This is a genomic window from Corynebacterium sp. HS2168-gen11, from assembly GCF_024834075.1.
In the GTDB taxonomy this organism is placed as follows: domain Bacteria; phylum Actinomycetota; class Actinomycetes; order Mycobacteriales; family Mycobacteriaceae; genus Corynebacterium.
Genome location: NZ_JANUXR010000010.1, coordinates 24,556 through 45,337, shown reverse-complemented (window position 1 = coordinate 45,337; position 20,782 = coordinate 24,556). Strand labels below are relative to the sequence as shown.

Below are 20,782 nucleotides of genomic sequence, written 5' to 3'. Positions count from 1 at the left end.
ACCTTCATATCTTGCTTAAGGTTCGTCATGCGACAGCCAATGCGCATGTGCACTGGCGACATTGGCATAACTATATCTGTGATACGGGCTTGCGCCATGACGGCGCACCGCATCAAGGTGAATCTTCGTGCCATAGCCTTTATGTTTTGCGAAGCCATACTGTGGATATTGCTCATCAAGATCAATCATGAGCGTATCGCGGGAATGTTTCGCAAGTACTGAGGCTGCTGCAATACAGCGTGCTGTGTAGTCTCCACCGATGAGCGGTAAATGTGGTTGGACTAATCCTGGCACTTTCATAGCATCGGTTAACACGTATCCTGGGATCACCTCAAGCTGTGCGACGGCACGGCGCATACCGGAAATATTGGCATGTTGCAGGCCAAATGTATCAATATCGGCGGCACTAATATGGACGATTGACCATGCGAGGGCATGTTGTTGGATTATGGGAAATAGCTGTTCGCGTTTGCGCTCACTGAGCTTTTTCGAATCGGTTAAATCTGCCAGTTCGGCTATGGGTTTTGGCGGCAGAATGCATGCTGCAATCGTGATTGGCCCAGCGCAACTACCTCGCCCCGCTTCGTCGACGCCGGCAACTGGCCCAAATCCGGCTTTGTCTAAATAAACTTCAAAGGTTCGAAGCTGTTTGAGTTTTCTCATCGATAGATCCCTCTCTCAACTATTCACCGGATTTGGATGTATGTCACGGCAGGTTGCATATCGCGGTAGGTTGCGTGTTACGGCAAGTGGCTGATCGCAACTAGTGGCTCTCGTTCGTTCCTCAGAGAGCCACTGTCACACTACGCGCGACCTTCTCAACCGCCTGTATTTTCACACGCAGCAATGGCAGCACCTGCATACCGCAAAATGTACAACGTCCTTCATTACTGAGCTGGAGTAGCTTGAATGTCGAAGTCTTCGATAAAGCCGATTCTACTGAATGGATAGACAATCGCTTCAACTTTGCCACGAACATTTTCTATTGGAATCGTGCCGCTCGAAGTGTCATTGAGGTGATAGCGTGAGTCTGCGGAGTTCGTGCGGTTATCGCCCATCATGAACAGGTGACGATCAGGCACAGTAATCGGACCAAAATAATCACCACCGCAGGCTTCAGATCCATGATCAGGATTCACCGGATATTGTGACGGCTGCTCAATAAAGTGTGAATCAACTACAGCTCCGTCGACAGTAACACCAGCATCGCCTGGCAAACACTGTACGGTTTGTCCACCTGTTGCAATCACACGTTTGACCAAGATATTTTCGTCAGGAACTACCAAACCTGCGAAGGCACCAACAGTTTGGAGTCCACGAAGTACTGGATTCTCAGAACGTTGCGAAACATAGTTTTGGTTCCACGATTCAGTACCTTCAAAGACAATCACATCGCCTGGCTCAGGATCGGAAAAATAATAGCTGATCTTTTCCACGAAAATGCGATCACCGGTACAACCTGCACAGCCATGCAAGGTTGGTTCCATCGATTGCGAAGGAATGACGTAGACGCGACCGACGAGGCCTTGTACTAACGCCATAAAAATAAGTGTCAGAACAATGACCATTGGGATTTCTACATACCAAGGAGTTTGTTTCTTCTTCTCGTCTTGCGTACGACGCTGTTCAACTTCTCGTCGATGCTTATCCGATTGAATTGCACGGATATTCTCTGCGTTGTCCTTCTCATTCACAATAGTCCACCTTAGCAGTTCTTCAGCTCACCCCGCATGCACCAACGCACTACCCGCATGCACCGATATTCCTTGCCATATGGGCTCACGACCCGTGCAGCAAATCGAGTTGCCTTACGTATCAGATAAGGAAAACACCGCTTACGTAAATATTTACGTAAGCGGTGCCAAATTAAGAATTGGGGAAAAAGATTAGCGCTTTTCCTTGATCTTAGCAGCCTTACCACGCAGGTCGCGGAGGTAGTACAGCTTCGCACGACGTACAGCACCACGGGTTACAACTTCGATCTTCTCGATGTTTGGGGTGTGTACTGGGAAGGTACGCTCTACACCGATACCGAAGGAAACCTTACGGACGGTGAAAGTCTCAGAAATGCCTGCACCCTGGCGACGAATAACAACGCCCTTGAAAACCTGGATACGGGACTTGGAGCCTTCGATAACCTTTACGTGCACGTTGAGGGTATCGCCTGGGCGGAATGATGGAACATCATCGCGCAAGGAAGCTGCGTTTACTTTATCAAGAATGTTCATGGAACATAATCCTTTACTTTTCAGGAAAGAGGACCCGAGCGGCATTTCCTTGCATATAACAAGGCGCTTCGTGCTGGTTCATATCCATTACAATGTCTCGAAGCTGACATGAAGCCAGACAACTGAAAAATTATCCCACATCACCACTGGTATTTCAAACTTTTCAACATTTTGCGCCAGTAGACGGCGTCGTCAAGCTTAGAAGCTTCATTTTGATGCTCTACGTGCTGCAATTATCAAAAGTTGCGCCACCGCACAAACGGCTCTAGTGTAAAAGACAAAATTTAACCTCCACGGGTGCCCTTAAAAGCTAAGAAAAGGGCTGAGATCTGTTTTCAAGCACTGATGCTGTGCGCCAGAGACCGTCCGAACCTGCCCCAACGTTCATGTTGGGCGAAGGAAGTGAGTGCACATGACATCACCTCGTCAGCTGATTCGCGACCAGAAGATCATTGATCTGCGCACCTATTTAGTCACCGGCGAAAATCCTGTTGAGACTGTTCGTGGCGCAACCCATGCCACCTGCATTCAAGTTCGATCCAAACCAATTTCCAGCCGCGAACTCTACGCTTTAAGCGTTCGCATCGCAGAAATCATCCAACCTTGGCAAACCCTGCTCATTGACGACGATATAGGCGTTGCTCTAGCCCTGCATCACCAGGGATATCGCATCGATGGGGTGCATCTGGGACAAGATGACCTCCCGGCGCGGGTGGCTCGGCAGCTGCTCTGGCCTGGGGCGATTCTTGGGCTTACCACTGGCACTGCGGAATTGGTGGACAAGGCAAATGAGCTTGCCGATGTGGTGGATTATATTGGCGCCGGGCCTTTTCGACGCTCGCCCACGAAGCAATCTGCGCGTCCACCACTAGGAATCGATGGTTTGCAAGCGCTTGTGCAACGTTCTTGTCTGCCAGTTGTTGCTATTGGTGATATTTGGCCGGAGGATGCGCCTGCGGTTTTTGCAACTGGGGTTAGTGGTATTGCGATGGTGCGAGCCTTTGAGCGTGATCCAGGTTTGCAGCTGGCTGGCCCATGTTTGCCTGAAGTCGAACACTTGTAATCATGATGCGGATTTGTGCTTGGCTTCGGCGCAGGTAGCTGTTGCTGTCACTGTCGCAACCGTCACCGGCGCTGTGACCGAAACCGCCACTACAGTTCGACACAGCTGCAGGTAAGAACAACCCGCAACAGCCGCCGCACAGCAAACCGTCACTAACCTCACTCCCCTCACCTTGTACATTCTGCTGTTTACCTTCTTAAAGATTCCTATGACACAACCTTCTTCCCCGACGATCGTCGGCGCTGGCATCATTGGGCTCGCTACCGCCTTTGAACTCACCGAGTTAGGGTTCACGCCAACGATTTACGATCCTGATTTCGCAACGCGCCGCCAAGGTGCTTCTTATTTTGCAGGTGGCATGCTCGCACCTATTGCTGAAGTGCAGTATCAGCAGGAAGCGCTATTCCCCTTGATGGATGAAAGTGCGCGACTCTACCCTGATTTTTTGCAGCGTCTGCGCCAAGCAACAGATTGCCCATTCGGATACGACACCACCGGCACGTTGCTGGTAGGCGTCGATCAGGCCGATAAGCTGCATCTTTCGCAGTGGCAGTCCTACTACTCGCATACCGCTCGAACCTCTGAGCAGCTTACGATTCGCGAAGCGCGTGCGCTCGAGCCGGGTTTACATCCACAGATTTCTACAGCTTTGCGTATTCCGGGTGACCATCAACTGCATCCGCGCCTGCTGCTCGCGGCTCTTGAAGATGCTTTACGACGCCGCGGGGTGCGTTTTGTTGCTGAAGCTATCGCTGATGACCACATTGGTGATATTCGCTGTACTGGTTTAGGCGATTCTCATCGTTTTCCGCTTCGGCCTGTCTATGGCGATATTCTTCGCGTGCAAGCGCCTCGGCCACTGGTAAATCATGTGATTCGTGGTGTGGTGCGTGGTCGTCCGATTTATATTTTGCCGCGCCCAAATCTTGAAATTGCAATCGGTGCGACTTCTCGTGAAGATGGCATTTCACAGCCAACTGTTGCTGATATGTATCAATTACTGCATGATGCCCAAGAAGTGTTACCTGCATTGGAAACTTGTACCTTCCTTGAGGCCCATACCGGTGCCCGTCCTGGCACGTTTGATGATCTTCCGATTTTTGACATTGTGCATACCAATAGCGGCATGCAAGTAATTTCTAATGGCTATTTCCGTCATGGCATTCTTTTAGCTCCGCTTGCGGCGAAAGCTGGTGCTCATGCTTTCAGTACCGGTGAAATATTGCCAATTATGCACCGCTGCCAGATGTCTCGTTTCTCTTCTTCTCTCTCATCGAAAGGATCCTAACTTATGGCTCGAACTGTGGTGTGTAATGATCTGCCGCTGACAACTAACGCCACCACAATTGCGGAGTTTGTGATCACACATATTGGTCAGCGTGATGGCGTCGCGGTTGCCCAAAATGGTGTTGTGGTGCTGCGCTCTGCGTGGGACCACACGGATATCCATGATGGCGATCAACTCGATGTTTTAACGGCTGTTCAAGGAGGCTGATTGTCATGATTATTGCGCAGAAAACTTTTACGTCTTCGTTAATCATGGGCACTGGCGGTGCAACCAGTTTTGATATTTTAGAACAAGCATTACGCGCTTCAGGTACTGAAATGACAACTGTAGCCATGCGTCGTCACGCTTCTGGCACTGCTATTTTCCCGCTCTTGCAGCGCTTAAATATTGCACCATTGCCAAATACTGCAGGATGCCGCACCGCCCAAGATGCAGTTTTAACCGCGCAACTTGCTCGCGAAGCTTTGGGAACCAATTGGGTCAAAGCAGAAATCATTGCCGATGAACACACCTTATTACCTGATGTCACCGAACTGCTTGACGCTTGTGAGCAGCTAGTAGCCGATGATTTTGTGGTGCTGGCCTATACCAATGATGACCCGGTTGTTGCCAAGCGTTTAGAAGATTTGGGAGTTGCTGCGGTGATGCCACTCGGCTCACCAATTGGCACGGGTTTGGGAATATTAAATCCGCATAATATCGAACTGATTTGTAGCCGAGCACAGGTTCCGATCATTTTAGATGCCGGTGTTGGCACTGCAAGTGATGCAACATTTGCGATGGAACTTGGGTGCAGCGGTGTGCTGGCAGCTTCTGCAATTACTCGCGCGCAAGATCCTGTTGCAATGGCAACTGCGTTACGGCATGCGGTCATTGCAGGTCAACATGCCGCAAGCGCTGGGCGCATTCCACGTCGTGAACATGCACATGCGAGTTCTCCAAGTGAAGGTTTTGTGTCATGGATGTAGCCAACACCGATCCATGTTCTTCTGAATTCGAGTATGCACGTACCGCGCGGCATCGCAATTTAGCAGGTTTTGACCAAGATCTATTAGCCGCATGTCATGTGCTGGTCATTGGTGCTGGTGGGTTAGGCGCTCCAGTGCTGCAATATGTAGCGGCAGCAGGTATTGGTACGGTGACCATTGTTGATGATGATGTGGTCAGTCTTTCCAACTTGCAGCGACAATTGTTATTTACTGCAGCTGATATTGGTCGGCCCAAGGTGGAAGTTGCAGCTACACGCTTAGAAGCATTGCAACCGGGGATAACGGTGACAGCTCTCCAACAACGTGTTACCGCCAATAATCTTGGTGCGCTTTTAGATAGCCAACAGCCAGATATCGTTGTGGATTGTACGGATCAGTTGGCAACGAAATATCACATCGCGGATGCTTGCGAGGCCTTTGACCTGCCTTTAGCGTGGGGAACGGTAGTAGAGTTTGGTGGCATGATGGCTGTGTTTCAGCCAGGTTTGGCACATTTGCGTGATGTGTTTCCAACCGCACCACAAACATTAGCAACGTGTCGCGAGGTTGGGGTTTGTAATGCAGTGGTCGGAGTGATTGGTTCTTTCATGGCAACCGAGGTGGTCAAATATGCTGCAGGGATGGAGCTTCAATCAGAAGTACTACTCTCCTATGATGGGCGCACGCAACGTATGGTGCGTGTGAAACTCCAACGCGATCCTGCACGCCCATCCGCCACGCGGGCAATCACCACAGATTAACGCGACTCATGAACGCTGCACCGCCCATCCGACATGCAAGCATCCGCCACACATGAACGCTGCACGACAGCCCCGCCCTATGCTGCACAACAGCCTCGCCCTATGCTGCCGCATGTGCTGCGACTGCGCAATCATCCTTGGTGTTTCAACGTTGATATTGATTGCGCAGCCACCAGAAACGTATGCCTTTAAGCCCCACGGCTTTGTGGTAGGTACTAAGGCTTAAACCCGGCGCGTCGTAAAGCATCTGCCAGCGAGCCGGACTGTGCAGAAGTGTTGCGTTGCTCGCGGCGTTTCGTCTGCGCGCGCTTTGGTGCAGGTTTACTAGTCTTCGCATCTGCTGTGGATGCTGTTGGGTCGTCGTCAAGGCGCATGCTTAAGCTAATGCGCTTGCGGGCAACATCAACTTCGAGAACTTTTACCTTCACGACTGCTCCTGAATGCACAATTGTGTGCGGATCCGCAACATAATTGTGGCTGAGCGCCGAAATATGCACCAGTCCGTCTTGGTGCACGCCGATATCAACAAACGCACCGAATGCGGCAACGTTGGTCACGGTACCTTCCAAAATCATGCCAGGACGCAAGTCAGCGATGGTTTCAACACCTTCTTGGAAAGTAGCGGTGGTAAATTCTGGGCGCGGATCCCTACCTGGTTTTTCCAACTCGGTGAGGATGTCGGTAATGGTTGGAATACCAAAATTGTCATCGGCAAAAGTTGCTGGCTGCAGTGTGCTTAATACTTTCGTGTTGCCAATCAGCGTTGGAAGTTCCAAGCCGGTATGCGCAGCTATACGACGCACAACTGGATAGGCTTCCGGGTGCACTGCCGAAGCATCCAATGGGTCTGTACCATTGTGGATTCTTAAGAATCCGGCACATTGCTCAAAGGCTTTTGGCCCTAACCGTGGGACTTTCTTTAATTTCGCGCGGGTGTCGAACTGGCCGTGTTCGTCGCGGTAGGCCACAATATTTTCAGCCAAGGTGTGACTAATACCAGCAACTTTGGCAAGCAGCGGGACACTGGCGGTATTTAAGTCCACGCCTACGGCATTCACGGCGTCTTCGACAACATCATCCAAGGTTTTTGCCAATGCAACTTGGTTCACGTCATGTTGGTATTGACCAACACCAATTGCTTTCGGATCAATTTTGACCAGTTCGGCAAGCGGATCTTGGAGTCTACGCGCAATTGAAACAGCCCCACGAAGTGAAACATCCATGTTTGGAAATTCTTTCGCCGCAAGTTCAGATGCCGAATACACCGACGCACCTGATTCCGAAACAACCACTGGAATTGGGCGTTTGCCGCCTGCTTGATGAATCAGCGCAGCGACTTCACGGGCAAGTTTTTCAGTTTCGCGCGATGCAGTTCCATTACCAATTGCTAAAAGCTCAACCCCATGAGTGGCAACCGCTGTTGCAAGACGTTGTCGCGCTTGATCCCATTGTTGTTGCGGTTGATGTGGGTAGATAATAAAGGTTTCTAAAACTTTGCCAGTAGTATCAACCACCGCACATTTCACACCGTTGCGATAACCTGGGTCAAGACCCAAAGTGGCACGCTGACCTGCTGGTGCTGCAAGTAATACGTCGCGAAGGTTACGTGCAAATACTTCCAGTGCACCGGTTTCTGCGGTTTCTTTCAGCCGCATCCGGATATCAAGTGCTGCAGAAAGATAGAGCTTGGTTTTCCAACCCCAAAGTACAGCATCTGCAATCCACGGACAGCACAAATCGACGTCTTGACTACGTGCAATTGCTGCGAGATAGCCGGCTTCCTCGCCTGCATCAAGGTTTAAATGCAGCACGCCTTCTGTTTCACCGCGAAATAACGCCAAGATCCGGTGAGACGGCAAGCTCGTGACTTTTTCTGCGAAATCGAAATAGTCTTGGTATTTCACTCCTGCCTCTTGACCGGCAATCACACTCGCGCGCATATGCGCTTGCTGATACGCCATTTCACGTAGTTCACCGACGAGATCGGCATCAAGTGCGCAGCGATCGACAAAAATTGCGCGAGCACCTGCTAATACTGCCTTTGCATCGGCAAAGCCTTCGGTGATAAATGCTGTTGCAAGTGGTTCAGGATCATTCGGGCACTGTTCCAAGATTTGATCCAGCAGCGGTTCAAGCCCTGCTTGGCGGGCAATATCGGCTTTTGTAACCCGGCGCTTTTTATATGGCAAGTAGAGGTCTTCGAGTCGTGATTTCGTGTCGCAGGATACGATCAGCGAACGTAAGGTATCGGTGAGTTTGCCTTGTTCCTCAATAGCTTTTAGGATCGCCAATTTTCGGTCATGCAGTTCCATAAGATATGCGGAACGTTGTTCGATCAGGCGAAGTTGGGTGTCATCAAGACCGCCGGTTGCTTCTTTGCGGTACCTGGCAATAAACGGAACGGTATTACCTGCAGCCAAAAGCTCCAGTGCTGTTGCAATATGGGAAGCTGGAAGTGCAAGTTCCTGTGCCAAAGCATCTGCAATGCGAAATTCAGTCATTGCATCAAGTTTAGTAGAAGATGCTTGCGTTGTTGGCAAGCATCTACCGTGATCCGCTGTATTCGCCTCGCACACACCGCGACAATTGATGCTCTTCACTGCACTATTGCTCCAGTGGCGTGCCAGAAACACAAGAAAACCGCAACCAGAAAGTCAAAGGGAATAAACTTTCACTCTCTGGTTGCGGCGTTCTTACACAACGTGCTTATCGACGATTATGCGTTACCATCGTGTCCTTTTAATAAATCAGCAAAGCTGCGAACATTGACATCAACACCGGTGTTCGAAGAACGCTTTGGCAAACTATCATAGTCTGGACCAAAACCTACGACCCCACCTTGGGTGGCAACAATTGCTTCTGCAAGTTCGATTGCTGCACGCGTGACGCGATGTTCGAGTTCGGAGTCGGTGCCGAAGTCTTCCGTGGCAGCAAATACTGCAGTTGGCATCACAATTGCTCGAAGGTAGGCAAACAGTGGACGCATCGCATACTCCAATGCAAGAGAATGGCGTGCGGTACCTGCGGTTGCAGCAAGTAACACTGGCATTTTATTCAGTGCATTTGGATCAAGGGTATCCATAAATACCTTGAAGATACCTGCATAGCTGGCTGCGAAAATTGGCGTTGCCGCGATAATCGCATCTGCTTCACTGACACTATCTAATACACCTCGCAGTTTTTCTGTATACACACCAGTAGTCATCACGGTAGTGAGATCACTCATGAGTCCTAAAATATCGATGTGTATAACTTCTAAGCCTTCACCGCGTTTAGATACTTGCACAACCACTTGCTGGGCAATCTGCTCTGCCAGCATCTTGGTGCTAGAAGGGTTGGAAAGCCCTGCGTTCAAAACAACAAGCTTTTTCATAATCCGCTACATCCCTTCTTCTGTGTTAGTGAGCTTCGGCTGGAAGCACTAAACGGTGACGCGACTGTGGGCCTTCTGCAACCAAGGACGCATGCGTTGGCGGATCGGAAGGAACGTGTGCTGGACGACGCAGTTCAAATTCCTTGCGCAGGGTTGGCACAATTTCCTTACCCAAAATCTCGATCTGCTCAAGTACAACTTCTTGTGGCAAACCAGCATGATCAATCAAGAACAGCTGACGCTGGTAATCGCCAACTGCATCGGCATAGCTTAAGTAGCGATCAATGATCATTTCAGGTGTGCCAACAGTCAATGGTGTCATCTTGGTGAATTCTTCAAGCGATGGGCCGTGTCCATACACTGGCGCATTATCAAAGTATGGACGGAAGAAGTCTTTGGCTTTCTTTTCAGTTTCTGCGGCAAAGAACTGGCCACCAAGACCAACGATTGCTTGATCAGCTGCACCATGACCATAGTGCTCGAAACGCTGGCGATACAGATTCACCATGCTGGCGGTGTGCTCGATATTCCAGAAGATGTGGTTATGGAAGAAACCATCACCGTAGTAGGCCGCTTGTTCTGCGATTTCAGTGGAGCGGATGGAACCATGCCAGACGAATGGCGCTACCCCATCAAGTGGGCGTGGAACAGAGGTGAACTGTTGCAATGGTGTGCGGAATTGGCCTTTCCAATTCACCACATCTTCACGCCATAACTTACGCAAGAGGTGATAATTTTCAACGGCAAGTTCGATGCCCTTTCGGATATCTTTGCCGAACCATGGGTAAACCGGACCGGTATTGCCGCGACCCATCATTAAATCAACGCGGCCATTAGCAAGATGCTGCACATATGCATAGTCTTCTGCGATATTGACAGGATCAGTGGTGGTAATCAAGGTGGTAGCGGTAGTCAGCTGGATCTTTTCGGTTTGCGCTGCGATTGCCGCCATCAAAATTGGTGGAGTACCTGGTGCGATAAATGGTGGGTTGTGGTGCTGACCGGTACCAAAGACGTCAAGCCCGACTTCTTCAGCCTTCTTGGCAATTTCCACGGTTGCATGAATGCGCTCATATTCCGTAGGAGTCTTGCCGGTGGTTGGATCTGTGGTGACGTCGCCGATTGTAAAAATTCCGAATTGCATAATGTTTATCCTATTCTCGTTTTGTTGATATATCAACAACTTTAGCAAAAATTCGCCAAAAGTGGAAATCTTCAAAAAATACTGGCCTGGTACGTCGAGGTACTTACCCTCGATACATTATTGTGGTGGCCACGCGCAAGCAGCTTGCACTCCTGGAGTGGCAGTGCCTTCATGGCTGGTGCCATACCAGTAGGTGCCTGGTGGGAAAAACTTCACCACCAGTTTCGTGGCCTCCACTAATGAGATATCTGAACGGCCTTGGATTACGACTCGATGCAAGACTTCAGTAATTGGCGAATGACCTTCATATTGCTCATACTGCGTGACCAGCATGTTATCCGGTTCGCAGCTGAGCACTATTTCATCAGCATGAATGCTGTCAACCAGATAACCTGCATCAGTTAATTGCTGAGGCAGCTTTGCGACGATCTCTTGCCAGTCAGCTGGGTGGATCAAAATATTTATATCAGTTGCAAGAGCACGCATAGTCGCTATCCCTTAATGGTTGTGGATCGTGTTGGAAAAGCACGATCGTGGTAGTGGTATCGCTCTATGTAACAGTGCCGAATGACAATCTATTCCCAGCCTAGAACTTTGCGGTCCGTGCGGTCGAGTTCTACAGATGCTAATAAGTCTGGACGTACTTTTTGAGTACGCAATAATGCTTGATCTCGTCGATAGCGTGCGATTTTCGCATGGTTACCCGAGCATAATACTTCTGGAACCTCCAGTCCACGCCAGGAACGTGGTTTGGTATAACTTGGCCCTTCTAATAAACCATCAGAAAAACTATCTTGTTCATGGCTTAAGGTGTTGCCGAGTACGCCAGGAATCAGACGCACCACCGCCTCAGCGATGACCAGTACTGCGACTTCCCCACCGATGAGCACATAATCGCCAATCGAGACTTCTCGTACGCGATAGCGATGAGCTGCGTCATCGATCACACGCTGGTCGATACCTTCGTAGCGACCACACGCAAACACCAGATGCTGTTCATTTGACCACGCTTGTGCATCTTCTTGGGTAAATGGCTTACCTGCTGGAGTTGGCACAATTAATAATGGCAAATGCTGATTCTCATCAGAGTCTTCGGTTGCGGCATACCCACTGGCAATCACACCAGTACGTTCATCGTGGCGCGGTTGGCTGCGATGTTGGGTCGCAGAGGTTAATGGTGCAGTTTCAGCTGCATATCCCGTACCTGTTGCAACATCATCTAAGGCTGCACCCCACACAGTTGGTTTCATCACCATACCTGGACCACCACCATACGGGGTATCATCCACAGATTGATGCACATCATCGGCCCAATTACGCAGGTTATGCACGCCCACTGTCAAAATATTTTGCTCAATGGCTTTGCCTACCAGTGCATGGCGGAGTGGTTCTAAATAACCAGGGAAAATAGTAACAACATCGATGCGCATTACAGGTCCAATAATCCTTCCGGAGGGGTAATAATAACCTGCTGTGCGTCAAGATCGACCTCTGGCACGATATCGTGCACAAATGGAATCAATACCTCGTTGCCAGCTTCCAAGCGTACTTCTAAAAGCTCACCAGCCGGGCCATGGAGTACACCGATAACTTCACCAATGTTCTCCGTGTTATGGATAACGTGGAGCCCGATAAGTTCGTGATCATAGAACCCTTCTGCATCGGCATCGTCGTCAAGCTCAAGCGGTGGCGCCCAAAATTGGGTTCCACGTAACGTATCCGCGGTGGTGCGATCGGCAACTTCTTCAAATTTCACCAGCAGACGTTGTTGATGCCAGCGGGCAGCTTGAATTGTCAGCGTATGTTGCTTTGCGCCTTGCTTGCCATGCAACACTTCACCGATAGCAAAGCGAATATCCGGTTCATCGGTGGTCACTTCCACCGAAACTTCGCCTTTAATACCGTGAGACTTCATGACTTTGCCAATGAGTAATTCCATGCAGATGAGATTACCGCAGATCACACCTAGCAGTCATGTTTGACCTCCCACCTGCGAAACAGAGCCCAAAACATGCAGTAATCGAAGCAAGTGGGAGGTGTTAGCGTAATTTTTCCAGCTGCATAGCAGCAAAAGCTGCAGCATTAGTTGTGTCAATGGCATCGAACTCGCCGTCGTCAAGCAATTGCAAAGCCGTTTCGTATTGTGTCATTGCCATTCCTTGTTCCCCAATGGATTCAAAGACCATGCCAAGTTCTAATGTCGCTAAGACTTGAATCCAGGCATCAGCGGGGTCTAGAGAGTCTTGCGCTAAGATAATGCTGCGCTCCAGATATCTCCTGGCACTATCGAAATCGCCTTCGTCATTGGCCAATTGGCCACACTTGCAGAGGTAGGAAATTGCCTCAGAAATTGTGTGATCCGGATCCAATTCAAATCGCATAAGCTGGATGTTCGTCCAGACTGCATCTACCATTGCTTTCACTGCGCCGCTTAGCTCACCAAAGCTACGAGTCTCGCGTAAATCGGCAAGTGCACCCTCGACGTCGCCGAGGATATTCCTGCGCTGTGCTCGGTGCGCGAGCAATAATGCTGCCACCAAACGCTGCCGAGAGTCAAGTGCTCGACGTTGTGCAGGGGTGAGTATCAGATATGCATCAAGTTGGTCGGTGAGATAGTCGATCTCTAACTCGAAATTGTCGTCAATCAGATAAAGCCCACTGAGGACAATTTGGAGAAGCTCTCCGTATGCGGCGATATCGCCGGTGTGGCGTAATGATTCAAGCAGCTGTTTACCAGTATCTGTTGCAGCATGCGGATCCATGTGGCTCAAAGCTTCCAAGCGCAGCAGCCGTAATTCTTGTTGTTCGGCGCTAAAAAGCCCCTGCAAACTGCGATGCGCAGTGATAAACGCATCACTTTCAGTTTCGGTATCCACCCCAGCTGCGGCTAAGAGATGATCATCTGGATTCACTCGGTCCGAGAAATTCTCGAGAATCCGATCAATTTGCAACAGTGCTTCTGGATACTTCCCCAATGCCAAAAGTGCTCGCACTATATATTTCCGCGCCAACACTTCTAGATCTGGCGCATCATGTAAAAATGCCAAGTCTGCCATTTTTTGAGCGTGCATATATAATTCCTGCGGCATGTGCGGATGCCGCAATGAATCGCCAATGCAATATTCCACAAGTTCGTTATAAAAATCCAGTGCAATCGGATGCGTCGCGATTTGTGGCCATTGCACGACTTTCAAATACGCCTCGTAGCGTTTGCGGCCGAAGAGAAGAAACAGGTTCCGCTCAAGTGTTGCAATAATGCTATCGGGCACCATGGTAAATAATATTTCCAGCCGCTCTTGCACCCACGGCAAAAAGACTTTCAAGAACTTCGCACCTTGCCAGGTGTTTTCAAGCATCGTCAAGACTTGTAGACCAGAAAATTCTAAACCTGGTTCTTGGGAAACTTCTTGTAATTTTGGCAGCAGTTGCGCGGCTGGGATGAAATAATCAGGTTGCGTTTGCAACTTCACGTATTCCGACCAGCACCATGCACTCGTAGAAACATACGGTAGTTTCAGCGCTTGCTCACTGTGAATCCGTACCTTTTCCCACCTGCCAAATTCGGCATGCATTTCACATAAAAAGATATGGATACGCCCCTGTTGAATCAAATCAACAGTATCTACTAGTGCCTCCAATTTCTCAATAGCTTCTTCAATATCAGCTTGGTTGCCACTAGCTGCAAGCCTTAAACATTCTTCTATTGGATCGAGCATAGAAATCTATGCCTCCTTTCCACAAGCGGTAAACGGGTAACGGTTGTCTCCACAGTATTCTAAACTACAGAAACTTCAAAAGCCCTTTCCAAGATCCGATTCAACGATCTTGGAAAGGGCTTTTCAACGATGCTCTAATAACAAGAACATCATAAACTTTTAGAAGTTTTTACTCAGCTGCTTCTTCCGCAGGTGCTTCTGCCTCAGCTTCAGCAGCTTCTGCTTCTACCTTTGCAGCAGCTTCAGCTTCAGCGGCAGCCTTAGCAGCAGCTTCTTCCTTAGCCTTGCGCTTCTTCTCGGTGATAGCCTCTGCAGTTGGGCCTTCATTTGCCTCAGCAAGAGCCTTGTTGAACAGGTCAAGCTTGGATGGCTTTGGCTCTGCAACCTTCAAGGTACCTTCAGCACCTGGAAGACCCTTGAACTTCTGCCAGTCACCGGTAACCTTCAGCAATGCAAGTACAGGCTCGGTTGGCTGTGCGCCAACACCCAACCAGTACTGAGCGCGCTCAGAATCGATCTGGATGATAGATGGGTCACTCTTTGGCTGGTAGATACCGAGGTTCTCGATAACCTTACCGTCGCGACGGGTGCGTGCATCAGCAACAACTACGCGGTACTGAGGGGTACGGATCTTACCCATACGCTGGAGCTTAATTTTTACAGCCATGATGGCTTCCTTTCAGTCACTGGACCGTTCAGACATTATGTATGCTTCTGAAACATAACCGGTTGCGATCCTTTTTGAGTTTTACCTGCGATGTGACATACCGTTCGGCCGTGGCCGGAGGCGGTGTAATCAACAGGAGATGTTGCCAAGTTACGACAACCTGGAAAATTTTACGCGATTTGCCGTCTATACGTCAAGCGCATGCTACACACACGTATGCAGCTGTACTCTCACCCCACTCTGCGTCCACGCCACATCACACCACCCTGCCACATCGACAAATATTTTCTTCACCGTTTATCGTTACAGCATGGTTTCTTTTCTGCATGCAACACCAGATACGATTCGCCACAACATCATGCAACGACTACCAGGTTTAGGCGTGTGCGCAATCGGCGCAGCTGTTGCCTATGGCCTGAACATCATCAGCGAACACATCTTGCATATGAGTTCATTACTGCTGATCGCATTAATCATTGGTGTAGCTGTTGGCAATTTCATCACCTTTTCTTCACGTGTGCGCATCGGTGTGCAATACGCCAGCGGACCGCTGTTAAAGGCAGGTGTTGCACTGCTTGGTTTTAGCATTATCTTTTCCGATATCCTCACCCTCGGCGTTGGCACATTAGTCGTACTTGCAGTTGTAGTAGGCGTTGGGTTGATCAGCAGTGTGCTCTTTGGCAAATTATTACGCCTTTCTACCAGCCAAGCGCTCTTAATTGGTGCTGGATGTTCCATTTGTGGAGCATCTGCCATCGCGGCGGCACATGCAGTGTTGCCAGAAAAACGTGAGCATGAGTTTGCGACGGCGATTGCAGTCATCTCAGTGTTGGGCACCATCATGATTGGGCTTGGGCCAATCATGATTAGCGGAATGGAACCACACACCAGCGGCATTATTCTAGGTGCAAGTATTCATGAAGTTGGTCAAGTTGTTGCAGCTGGCGGTATCGCAGGTGCTGCCATCTTACCTATTGCGGTCACCGCGAAACTTGGTCGCGTCATACTGTTGGCACCTGTGATGATGCTTCTTGCAAAATTCGTTGCTACTCGCGATACCACCACTACGCGAGTGCGCATCTTGCCAACATTTGTCGTGATGTTTTTGGTATTCGTTGCACTACGCTCGCTGGTTCCGATTCCCACATCTGTGTTGCAGGTTATTGATCTCAGCAAAACTGTGCTGTTCACAATGGCAATGTTTGGACTTGGGACAGGCGTGACTATTGCTGCTTTACGACGCTCAGGGCTTAAACCTTTTCTCCACGGATTGCTCGTGACGTTAGTTGTGATTGTCACTGCAATCAGTGGTGCTTTTATCGTTGGATCATAACAACGTAGAACTGAAAAAAAGGAGGGGTGCAAGCACCCCTCCTTTTGAGCAAGACAATTATTTGTCCTTGCCGAAGTCTAAGTTATTCAAATCAATGCCTTCTAAACCTTTTGGCAGATTTGGCATCCCAGGCATACCTGGCATACCACCGCCGCCGAGTTGTTCTTGCATCTTTTGCAGTTCAGCCATACCTGGCATGCCTGGCATTCCGCCTAGACCTGGCATGCCGCCACCATTATTGCGCTTTGCTGGCTTTCGCTTGCCATTTTTACCTTTGCGTCCTTTTGGCTTCTTTTTGGTAGCACTGCGGCCAAAACCACCCATTCCCATCTGGCCAGCCATTTTGCCCATCATCTTCTTAGCTTCGAAGAAGCGTTCAATCAGCTGGTTCACCTCTGACACTGCAACACCAGAGCCAAGTGCAATACGCTTGCGTCGTGAAGCATTTAAGATCTTTGGATCTTGGCGTTCTTGTGGCGTCATACCGCGAATAATGGCTTGAATACGATCAAGTTGTTTTTCATCAACCATATCCGCCATCTTCGACATTTGGGAACCACCTGGCAGCATCTTTAACAAATTGCCAATTGGGCCCATCTTGCGGATCATCAGCATTTGATTCAAGAAGTCTTCCAGGGTGAGCTCACCGGTCGACAGCTTCGCTGCGGTATCAAGTGCTTGCTGCTGGTCCAGCGTTTTTTCTGCATGCTCAATCAGAGACAGCACATCACCCATGCCCAAAATACGACTGGACATACGATCTGGGTGGAAGACATCAAAATCTTCCAGCTTTTCACCAGTCGAGGCAAACATAATTGGTTTACCAGTGACTTCACGAATCGACAGTGCTGCACCACCACGCGCGTCGCCATCTAATTTGGTCAGTACCACACCAGTGAAATCAACACCATCGCGGAAGGCTTCCGCTGTCATCACTGCGTCTTGACCAATCATGGCGTCGATGACAAATAACACTTCGTCTGGCTCAATCGCATCACGAATATTGCGAGCCTGCGTCATCAGTGTTTCATCAATACCCAATCGACCTGCGGTATCGACGATGACAATATCGTGTTTCTTTGCTTGTGCTTCGGCAATACCACGACGTGCAACATCAACTGGGTCACCATGAGAGGTACCCATTTCATGTTCGAGTGTGTCAATGGAGGTACCTGGATCAGGGGCAAAGGTTGGCACACCTGCGCGTTCACCAACAATTGTTAACTGTTGGACGGCTCCTGGACGCTGCAAATCGCAGGCGACCAGCATTGGCGTATGGCCTTGATCTTTTAAGTATTTTGCTAATTTACCGGCCAAAGTGGTTTTACCAGCACCTTGCAAACCTGCCAGCATAATCACCGTCGGAGGGTTCTTTGCAAGGTTCAAACGACGTGTCTGACCACCTAAAATCGCCGTTAATTCTTGATCGACGATCTTAATAACTTGTTCAGCTGGGTTTAATGCTTGCGAAACCTCAGCACCGAGTGCGCGTTCCTTAATACGGGAAATGAATCCGCGTACGACAGGTAGCGAAACGTCGGCATCAAGTAAGGCTAAACGGATTTCACGAGAAACAGCGGTGACATCAGCTTCGGTAACTTTGCCTTTTGACCTTAAGCCAGAAAGCGCTTGGCCTAAGCGATCTGATAAAGATTCGAACACTGGTGTCATCACTCCTTGATGCGAATAATTTCTCGAATGTCACACACCTATTGTGTGTAGGTGAACATTACTTCACGTAGATTGTATCTTTCTACCTTAGTCAAAGGTGGAAACAGAACATAACTTCCTAAGGTTACCCCGTTGCCAGTGCCTTGGTAATATCGCGCTCAATTTTGCAACGATCAACATTTCCGACCATTGAAACCTGCACAATCATGGTGGCACCTGGGGTGTGCATATTGATCCATTCCCATTCAGGCAATACTCCGATTAAGGTGCCAAGGGCTGCTTTTCTATCGGTTGTGCGCACTTCTAAAATATTGTCGTGCCAAAAGGTTGCCACTGCACCAGGTTCGATAGTGGGCAATGCTGAATAGACTCCTGATTTATACGCTTGTATAAACTCACGTTCATCAAAACCAGTGCCAAGCATGTTATACACCTGCATTTCCGCTGAAACACCATCGGAATCATTCACAAACGCTGCTGAGATGATATTCCAGTTTTTCGCAGCTATTAAGGCAAGTGGGCGCACACTTTCGCGAATATAGCTGCCAGACCAATACACCACTGCCGTTGAACCTAAGTTTTCATACACAGCGATTTCACCACCATAGCGAACCACTGGTGGGCTTGGCGGTGTGGTGGTTAACTGTGCCCGTGCACGCTGGCATAAATAGTTCAAACCAGCTTGCAATTTTGGTGACCACACTCCAGGGCCTGTAGCACGAGCATCCGCTTCAACCAACACTTCCATAAGCGTAATGGCCAGTAGGTTATAACCTAAGGCATCTAAAATTTCAGCCACGACTGATGCAGATTCAATATCTTTCGTTGCCACCAATTTGGGAATAAACGTATGGTATTTCACCAACGCTACAACCACTTTTTTATCTTGCGCCGATAATCCCAATTTATTGGCCATATCTGCCACCATCGCTGCTCCTACAAGCGAATGAGAATGGTTGTAGCCTTTGCCAATATCATGAAACAGCGCTGCTAATAAGAGCAGATCAGGACGCGCAACAGTGACACTACTTGCCGCACATAGTTCGACCGTAGCCAAAATATGCCTATCGACGGTACGGATATGGGTTGGTTCTCGTGGCATCAGCTGACGGATATGTTCCCATTCTGGAACCAAAGGAGCCCAAAGTCCATGCTCGTCGAATTCTAAAATCACGCGAGCGGTATGCTTTGCCGAGGATAGTACTGTGAAAAAATCACTGGCTGCAGTTTTCTTCCAACGTCCTGGCGGCATCGGTGGCACTTTGGCTAGGCGTTTCCATACATGCGGATGGATAGGCAAACCAGTACGCGCACTTACCGCTGCCACGCGTAGCGGTAGACCAGGGTCGGTGAGATCAGGCGTGCGCGAAAGTGTGATTGCATCATCGACGGCAACCACATCTACATCTAATGGCCGGCGGATCCGATATCTGCGATGTACTGGCCTTGGTAATAAATGACGTGCTTGATCAAGGGCATGGGTTAATGCTTCATCGATATCACGTGCTGCAGCAGCAATCGCACTGGCTAAGGCATAGCGATCCGAAAAGCCGAGATCTTCAGCAACATCGAATGCAAATTCTGGGTCCAGAACATCTCTGGCTCTGCCGGCATGTTCATGCAACATCGTCCGAACATCGCAGAGAAGCTTTCGCTGGGTGGATAAATCTGGCAGATCAACTAAGTTGCCAAGTGCGAGTGCTTTTAGAAATTCATGATCGCGTAATCCCCCACGGCCGTGTTTAATATCAGGATGGGTCATTGCAACCACTGAGCCGGAGCGACGCCACCTAGCAATGGCGAGATCCACAAGTTGATTAAAATTACCGATTAAAACTGCTCGCCATTGTTTTAAGATCCTTTGCCGGGCCAACTGTGATAATTCAGCATTGCCTGCCAGGTGATGTAATTCTAAAAGCGATAATGCAGCGATTGGATCTTGTTGCACAATTGTTGCGCATTCTTCGGCAGTACGCACGGCATAGTCAAGACGCAATTTCGCATCCCAGATCGGATACCATAATGATGCCGCTGCTTCTGGATCCAGGCTGCCGTCGTGAAGCAAAATTAAATCGAGATCCGAGCGCGGTTGTAATTCTCCTCGCGAGAGTGATCCGACCGCTGCTAAGGCTGTTCCAGGAGGAAGTTCCAGGCAGTTGATAATTTGCGACACTCGCTTCAATGCAGCGGCGCGAATGTCTTGAGCGCTAAATTGCGTCGGTGCCACGTTCGCCTGTACGCACTCGAATCACGTCGATGACTTCTGTCACCCACACTTTGCCATCACCGATTTTGCCTGTGTGGGCAGCATCGACGATCGCGGTGATAACGTCGTCAAGCATATTATCGTCAATGACGACCTCGATTTTGACCTTTGGCACAAAGTCAATGGCATATTCTGCGCCGCGATAGACTTCATTATGGCCTTTTTGCTGACCATAGCCTTGGGCTTCGGTCACTGTCATGGCATGCACGCCGACTTGTTCAAGGGATTCCTTGACGTCCATGAGTGTAAAAGGCTTGACAATAGCTGTGACAAGTTTCATCGGTACGCTTGAACACTTTCTTGT

General features: G+C 49.4%; 20 protein-coding genes and 1 riboswitch. Of the genes, 6 read left to right on the top strand and 14 right to left on the bottom strand.

Annotation, left to right across the window (positions count from 1 at the left end; translation table 11 throughout):
• Positions 1-15: 15 nt before the first annotated feature.
• From NXS99_RS07970 to rplS, 3 genes are all read right to left on the bottom strand, one after another.
• On the bottom strand, positions 16-663 hold the full coding sequence (locus NXS99_RS07970; protein WP_259288141.1) for a ribonuclease HII: 648 nt from the start codon (positions 661-663) through the stop codon (positions 16-18).
• A gap of 224 nt (positions 664-887) precedes the next feature.
• Positions 888-1,658 (bottom strand): signal peptidase I, encoded by a 771-nt coding sequence (gene lepB / locus NXS99_RS07965; protein ID WP_259288208.1) that lies wholly within the window; start codon positions 1,656-1,658, stop codon positions 888-890.
• Positions 1,659-1,886: 228 nt separating this feature from the next.
• Positions 1,887-2,228, bottom strand: coding sequence for a 50S ribosomal protein L19 (rplS, locus tag NXS99_RS07960; protein WP_259288140.1), 342 nt, complete (start codon positions 2,226-2,228; stop codon positions 1,887-1,889).
• Between the two features lie 283 nt (positions 2,229-2,511).
• Positions 2,512-2,647, top strand: a riboswitch (TPP riboswitch).
• On the opposite strand from rplS, the gene NXS99_RS07955 reads away from it, so the two are divergent.
• The 5 genes from NXS99_RS07955 (at position 2,641) to NXS99_RS07935 (ending at position 6,308) form a co-directional block, all read left to right on the top strand.
• Positions 2,641-3,291, top strand: a complete 651-nt coding sequence (locus NXS99_RS07955; RefSeq protein ID WP_259288139.1) for a thiamine phosphate synthase — start codon at positions 2,641-2,643, stop codon at positions 3,289-3,291. (Overlaps the previous riboswitch by 7 nt.)
• Positions 3,292-3,499: 208 nt before the next feature.
• Positions 3,500-4,579: a glycine oxidase ThiO gene (gene thiO / locus NXS99_RS07950; RefSeq protein WP_259288138.1), complete on the top strand. Its 1,080-nt coding sequence runs from the start codon at positions 3,500-3,502 to the stop codon at positions 4,577-4,579.
• Positions 4,580-4,582: 3 nt separating this feature from the next.
• Entirely contained in the window at positions 4,583-4,786 is a 204-nt protein-coding gene (thiS, locus tag NXS99_RS07945) for a sulfur carrier protein ThiS (RefSeq protein WP_259288137.1), read from the top strand.
• A gap of 5 nt (positions 4,787-4,791) precedes the next feature.
• Positions 4,792-5,547 (top strand): thiazole synthase, encoded by a 756-nt coding sequence (locus NXS99_RS07940; RefSeq protein WP_259288136.1) that lies wholly within the window; start codon positions 4,792-4,794, stop codon positions 5,545-5,547.
• Entirely contained in the window at positions 5,538-6,308 is a 771-nt protein-coding gene (locus tag NXS99_RS07935; RefSeq protein WP_259288135.1) for a HesA/MoeB/ThiF family protein, read from the top strand. The genes NXS99_RS07940 and NXS99_RS07935 overlap by 10 nt, the downstream gene beginning before the upstream one ends.
• 215 nt (positions 6,309-6,523) lie before the next feature.
• On the opposite strand, the gene NXS99_RS07930 is transcribed toward NXS99_RS07935, so the two are convergent.
• From NXS99_RS07930 to rpsP, 8 genes are all read right to left on the bottom strand, one after another.
• Positions 6,524-8,809, bottom strand: a complete 2,286-nt coding sequence (locus NXS99_RS07930; RefSeq protein ID WP_259288134.1) for a Tex family protein — start codon at positions 8,807-8,809, stop codon at positions 6,524-6,526.
• A gap of 215 nt (positions 8,810-9,024) precedes the next feature.
• A complete protein-coding gene (locus NXS99_RS07925) occupies positions 9,025-9,681 on the bottom strand; it encodes a CE1759 family FMN reductase (protein ID WP_259288133.1) in 657 nt (218 codons plus the stop codon).
• A gap of 25 nt (positions 9,682-9,706) precedes the next feature.
• Positions 9,707-10,825 (bottom strand): LLM class flavin-dependent oxidoreductase, encoded by a 1,119-nt coding sequence (locus NXS99_RS07920; RefSeq protein ID WP_259288132.1) that lies wholly within the window; start codon positions 10,823-10,825, stop codon positions 9,707-9,709.
• A 117-nt stretch (positions 10,826-10,942) separates the two neighbouring features.
• Positions 10,943-11,311 carry a hypothetical protein gene (locus tag NXS99_RS07915; protein WP_259288131.1) on the bottom strand — a complete coding sequence of 123 codons (369 nt, stop codon included), beginning with the start codon at positions 11,309-11,311 and terminating at the stop codon, positions 10,943-10,945.
• A gap of 89 nt (positions 11,312-11,400) precedes the next feature.
• Complete coding sequence (trmD, locus tag NXS99_RS07910) at positions 11,401-12,255, bottom strand: tRNA (guanosine(37)-N1)-methyltransferase TrmD (RefSeq protein WP_259288130.1); 855 nt, start codon at positions 12,253-12,255, stop codon at positions 11,401-11,403.
• Positions 12,255-12,764, bottom strand: a complete 510-nt coding sequence (rimM, locus tag NXS99_RS07905) for a ribosome maturation factor RimM (protein WP_259288129.1) — start codon at positions 12,762-12,764, stop codon at positions 12,255-12,257. Before rimM ends, trmD begins: the two co-directional genes overlap by 1 nt.
• A gap of 100 nt (positions 12,765-12,864) precedes the next feature.
• On the bottom strand, positions 12,865-14,541 hold the full coding sequence (locus tag NXS99_RS07900) for a hypothetical protein (RefSeq protein ID WP_259288128.1): 1,677 nt from the start codon (positions 14,539-14,541) through the stop codon (positions 12,865-12,867).
• 169 nt (positions 14,542-14,710) lie between these two features.
• Entirely contained in the window at positions 14,711-15,208 is a 498-nt protein-coding gene (gene rpsP, locus NXS99_RS07895) for a 30S ribosomal protein S16 (RefSeq protein ID WP_259288127.1), read from the bottom strand.
• 310 nt (positions 15,209-15,518) lie between these two features.
• Here rpsP and NXS99_RS07890 point away from each other — a divergent pair, with 310 nt between their 5' ends.
• Positions 15,519-16,541 (top strand): YeiH family protein, encoded by a 1,023-nt coding sequence (locus NXS99_RS07890; RefSeq protein ID WP_259288126.1) that lies wholly within the window; start codon positions 15,519-15,521, stop codon positions 16,539-16,541.
• A 57-nt stretch (positions 16,542-16,598) separates the two neighbouring features.
• Here NXS99_RS07890 and ffh read toward each other — a convergent pair whose 3' ends face one another.
• The 3 genes from ffh to NXS99_RS07875 form a co-directional block, all read right to left on the bottom strand.
• Positions 16,599-18,203 carry a signal recognition particle protein gene (gene ffh, locus NXS99_RS07885; protein ID WP_259288207.1) on the bottom strand — a complete coding sequence of 535 codons (1,605 nt, stop codon included), beginning with the start codon at positions 18,201-18,203 and terminating at the stop codon, positions 16,599-16,601.
• 133 nt (positions 18,204-18,336) lie between these two features.
• Positions 18,337-20,439: a [protein-PII] uridylyltransferase gene (locus tag NXS99_RS07880; protein ID WP_259288125.1), complete on the bottom strand. Its 2,103-nt coding sequence runs from the start codon at positions 20,437-20,439 to the stop codon at positions 18,337-18,339.
• Positions 20,420-20,758 carry a P-II family nitrogen regulator gene (locus NXS99_RS07875; protein ID WP_259288124.1) on the bottom strand — a complete coding sequence of 113 codons (339 nt, stop codon included), beginning with the start codon at positions 20,756-20,758 and terminating at the stop codon, positions 20,420-20,422. Before NXS99_RS07875 ends, NXS99_RS07880 begins: the two co-directional genes overlap by 20 nt.
• Positions 20,759-20,782 lie beyond the last annotated feature (24 nt).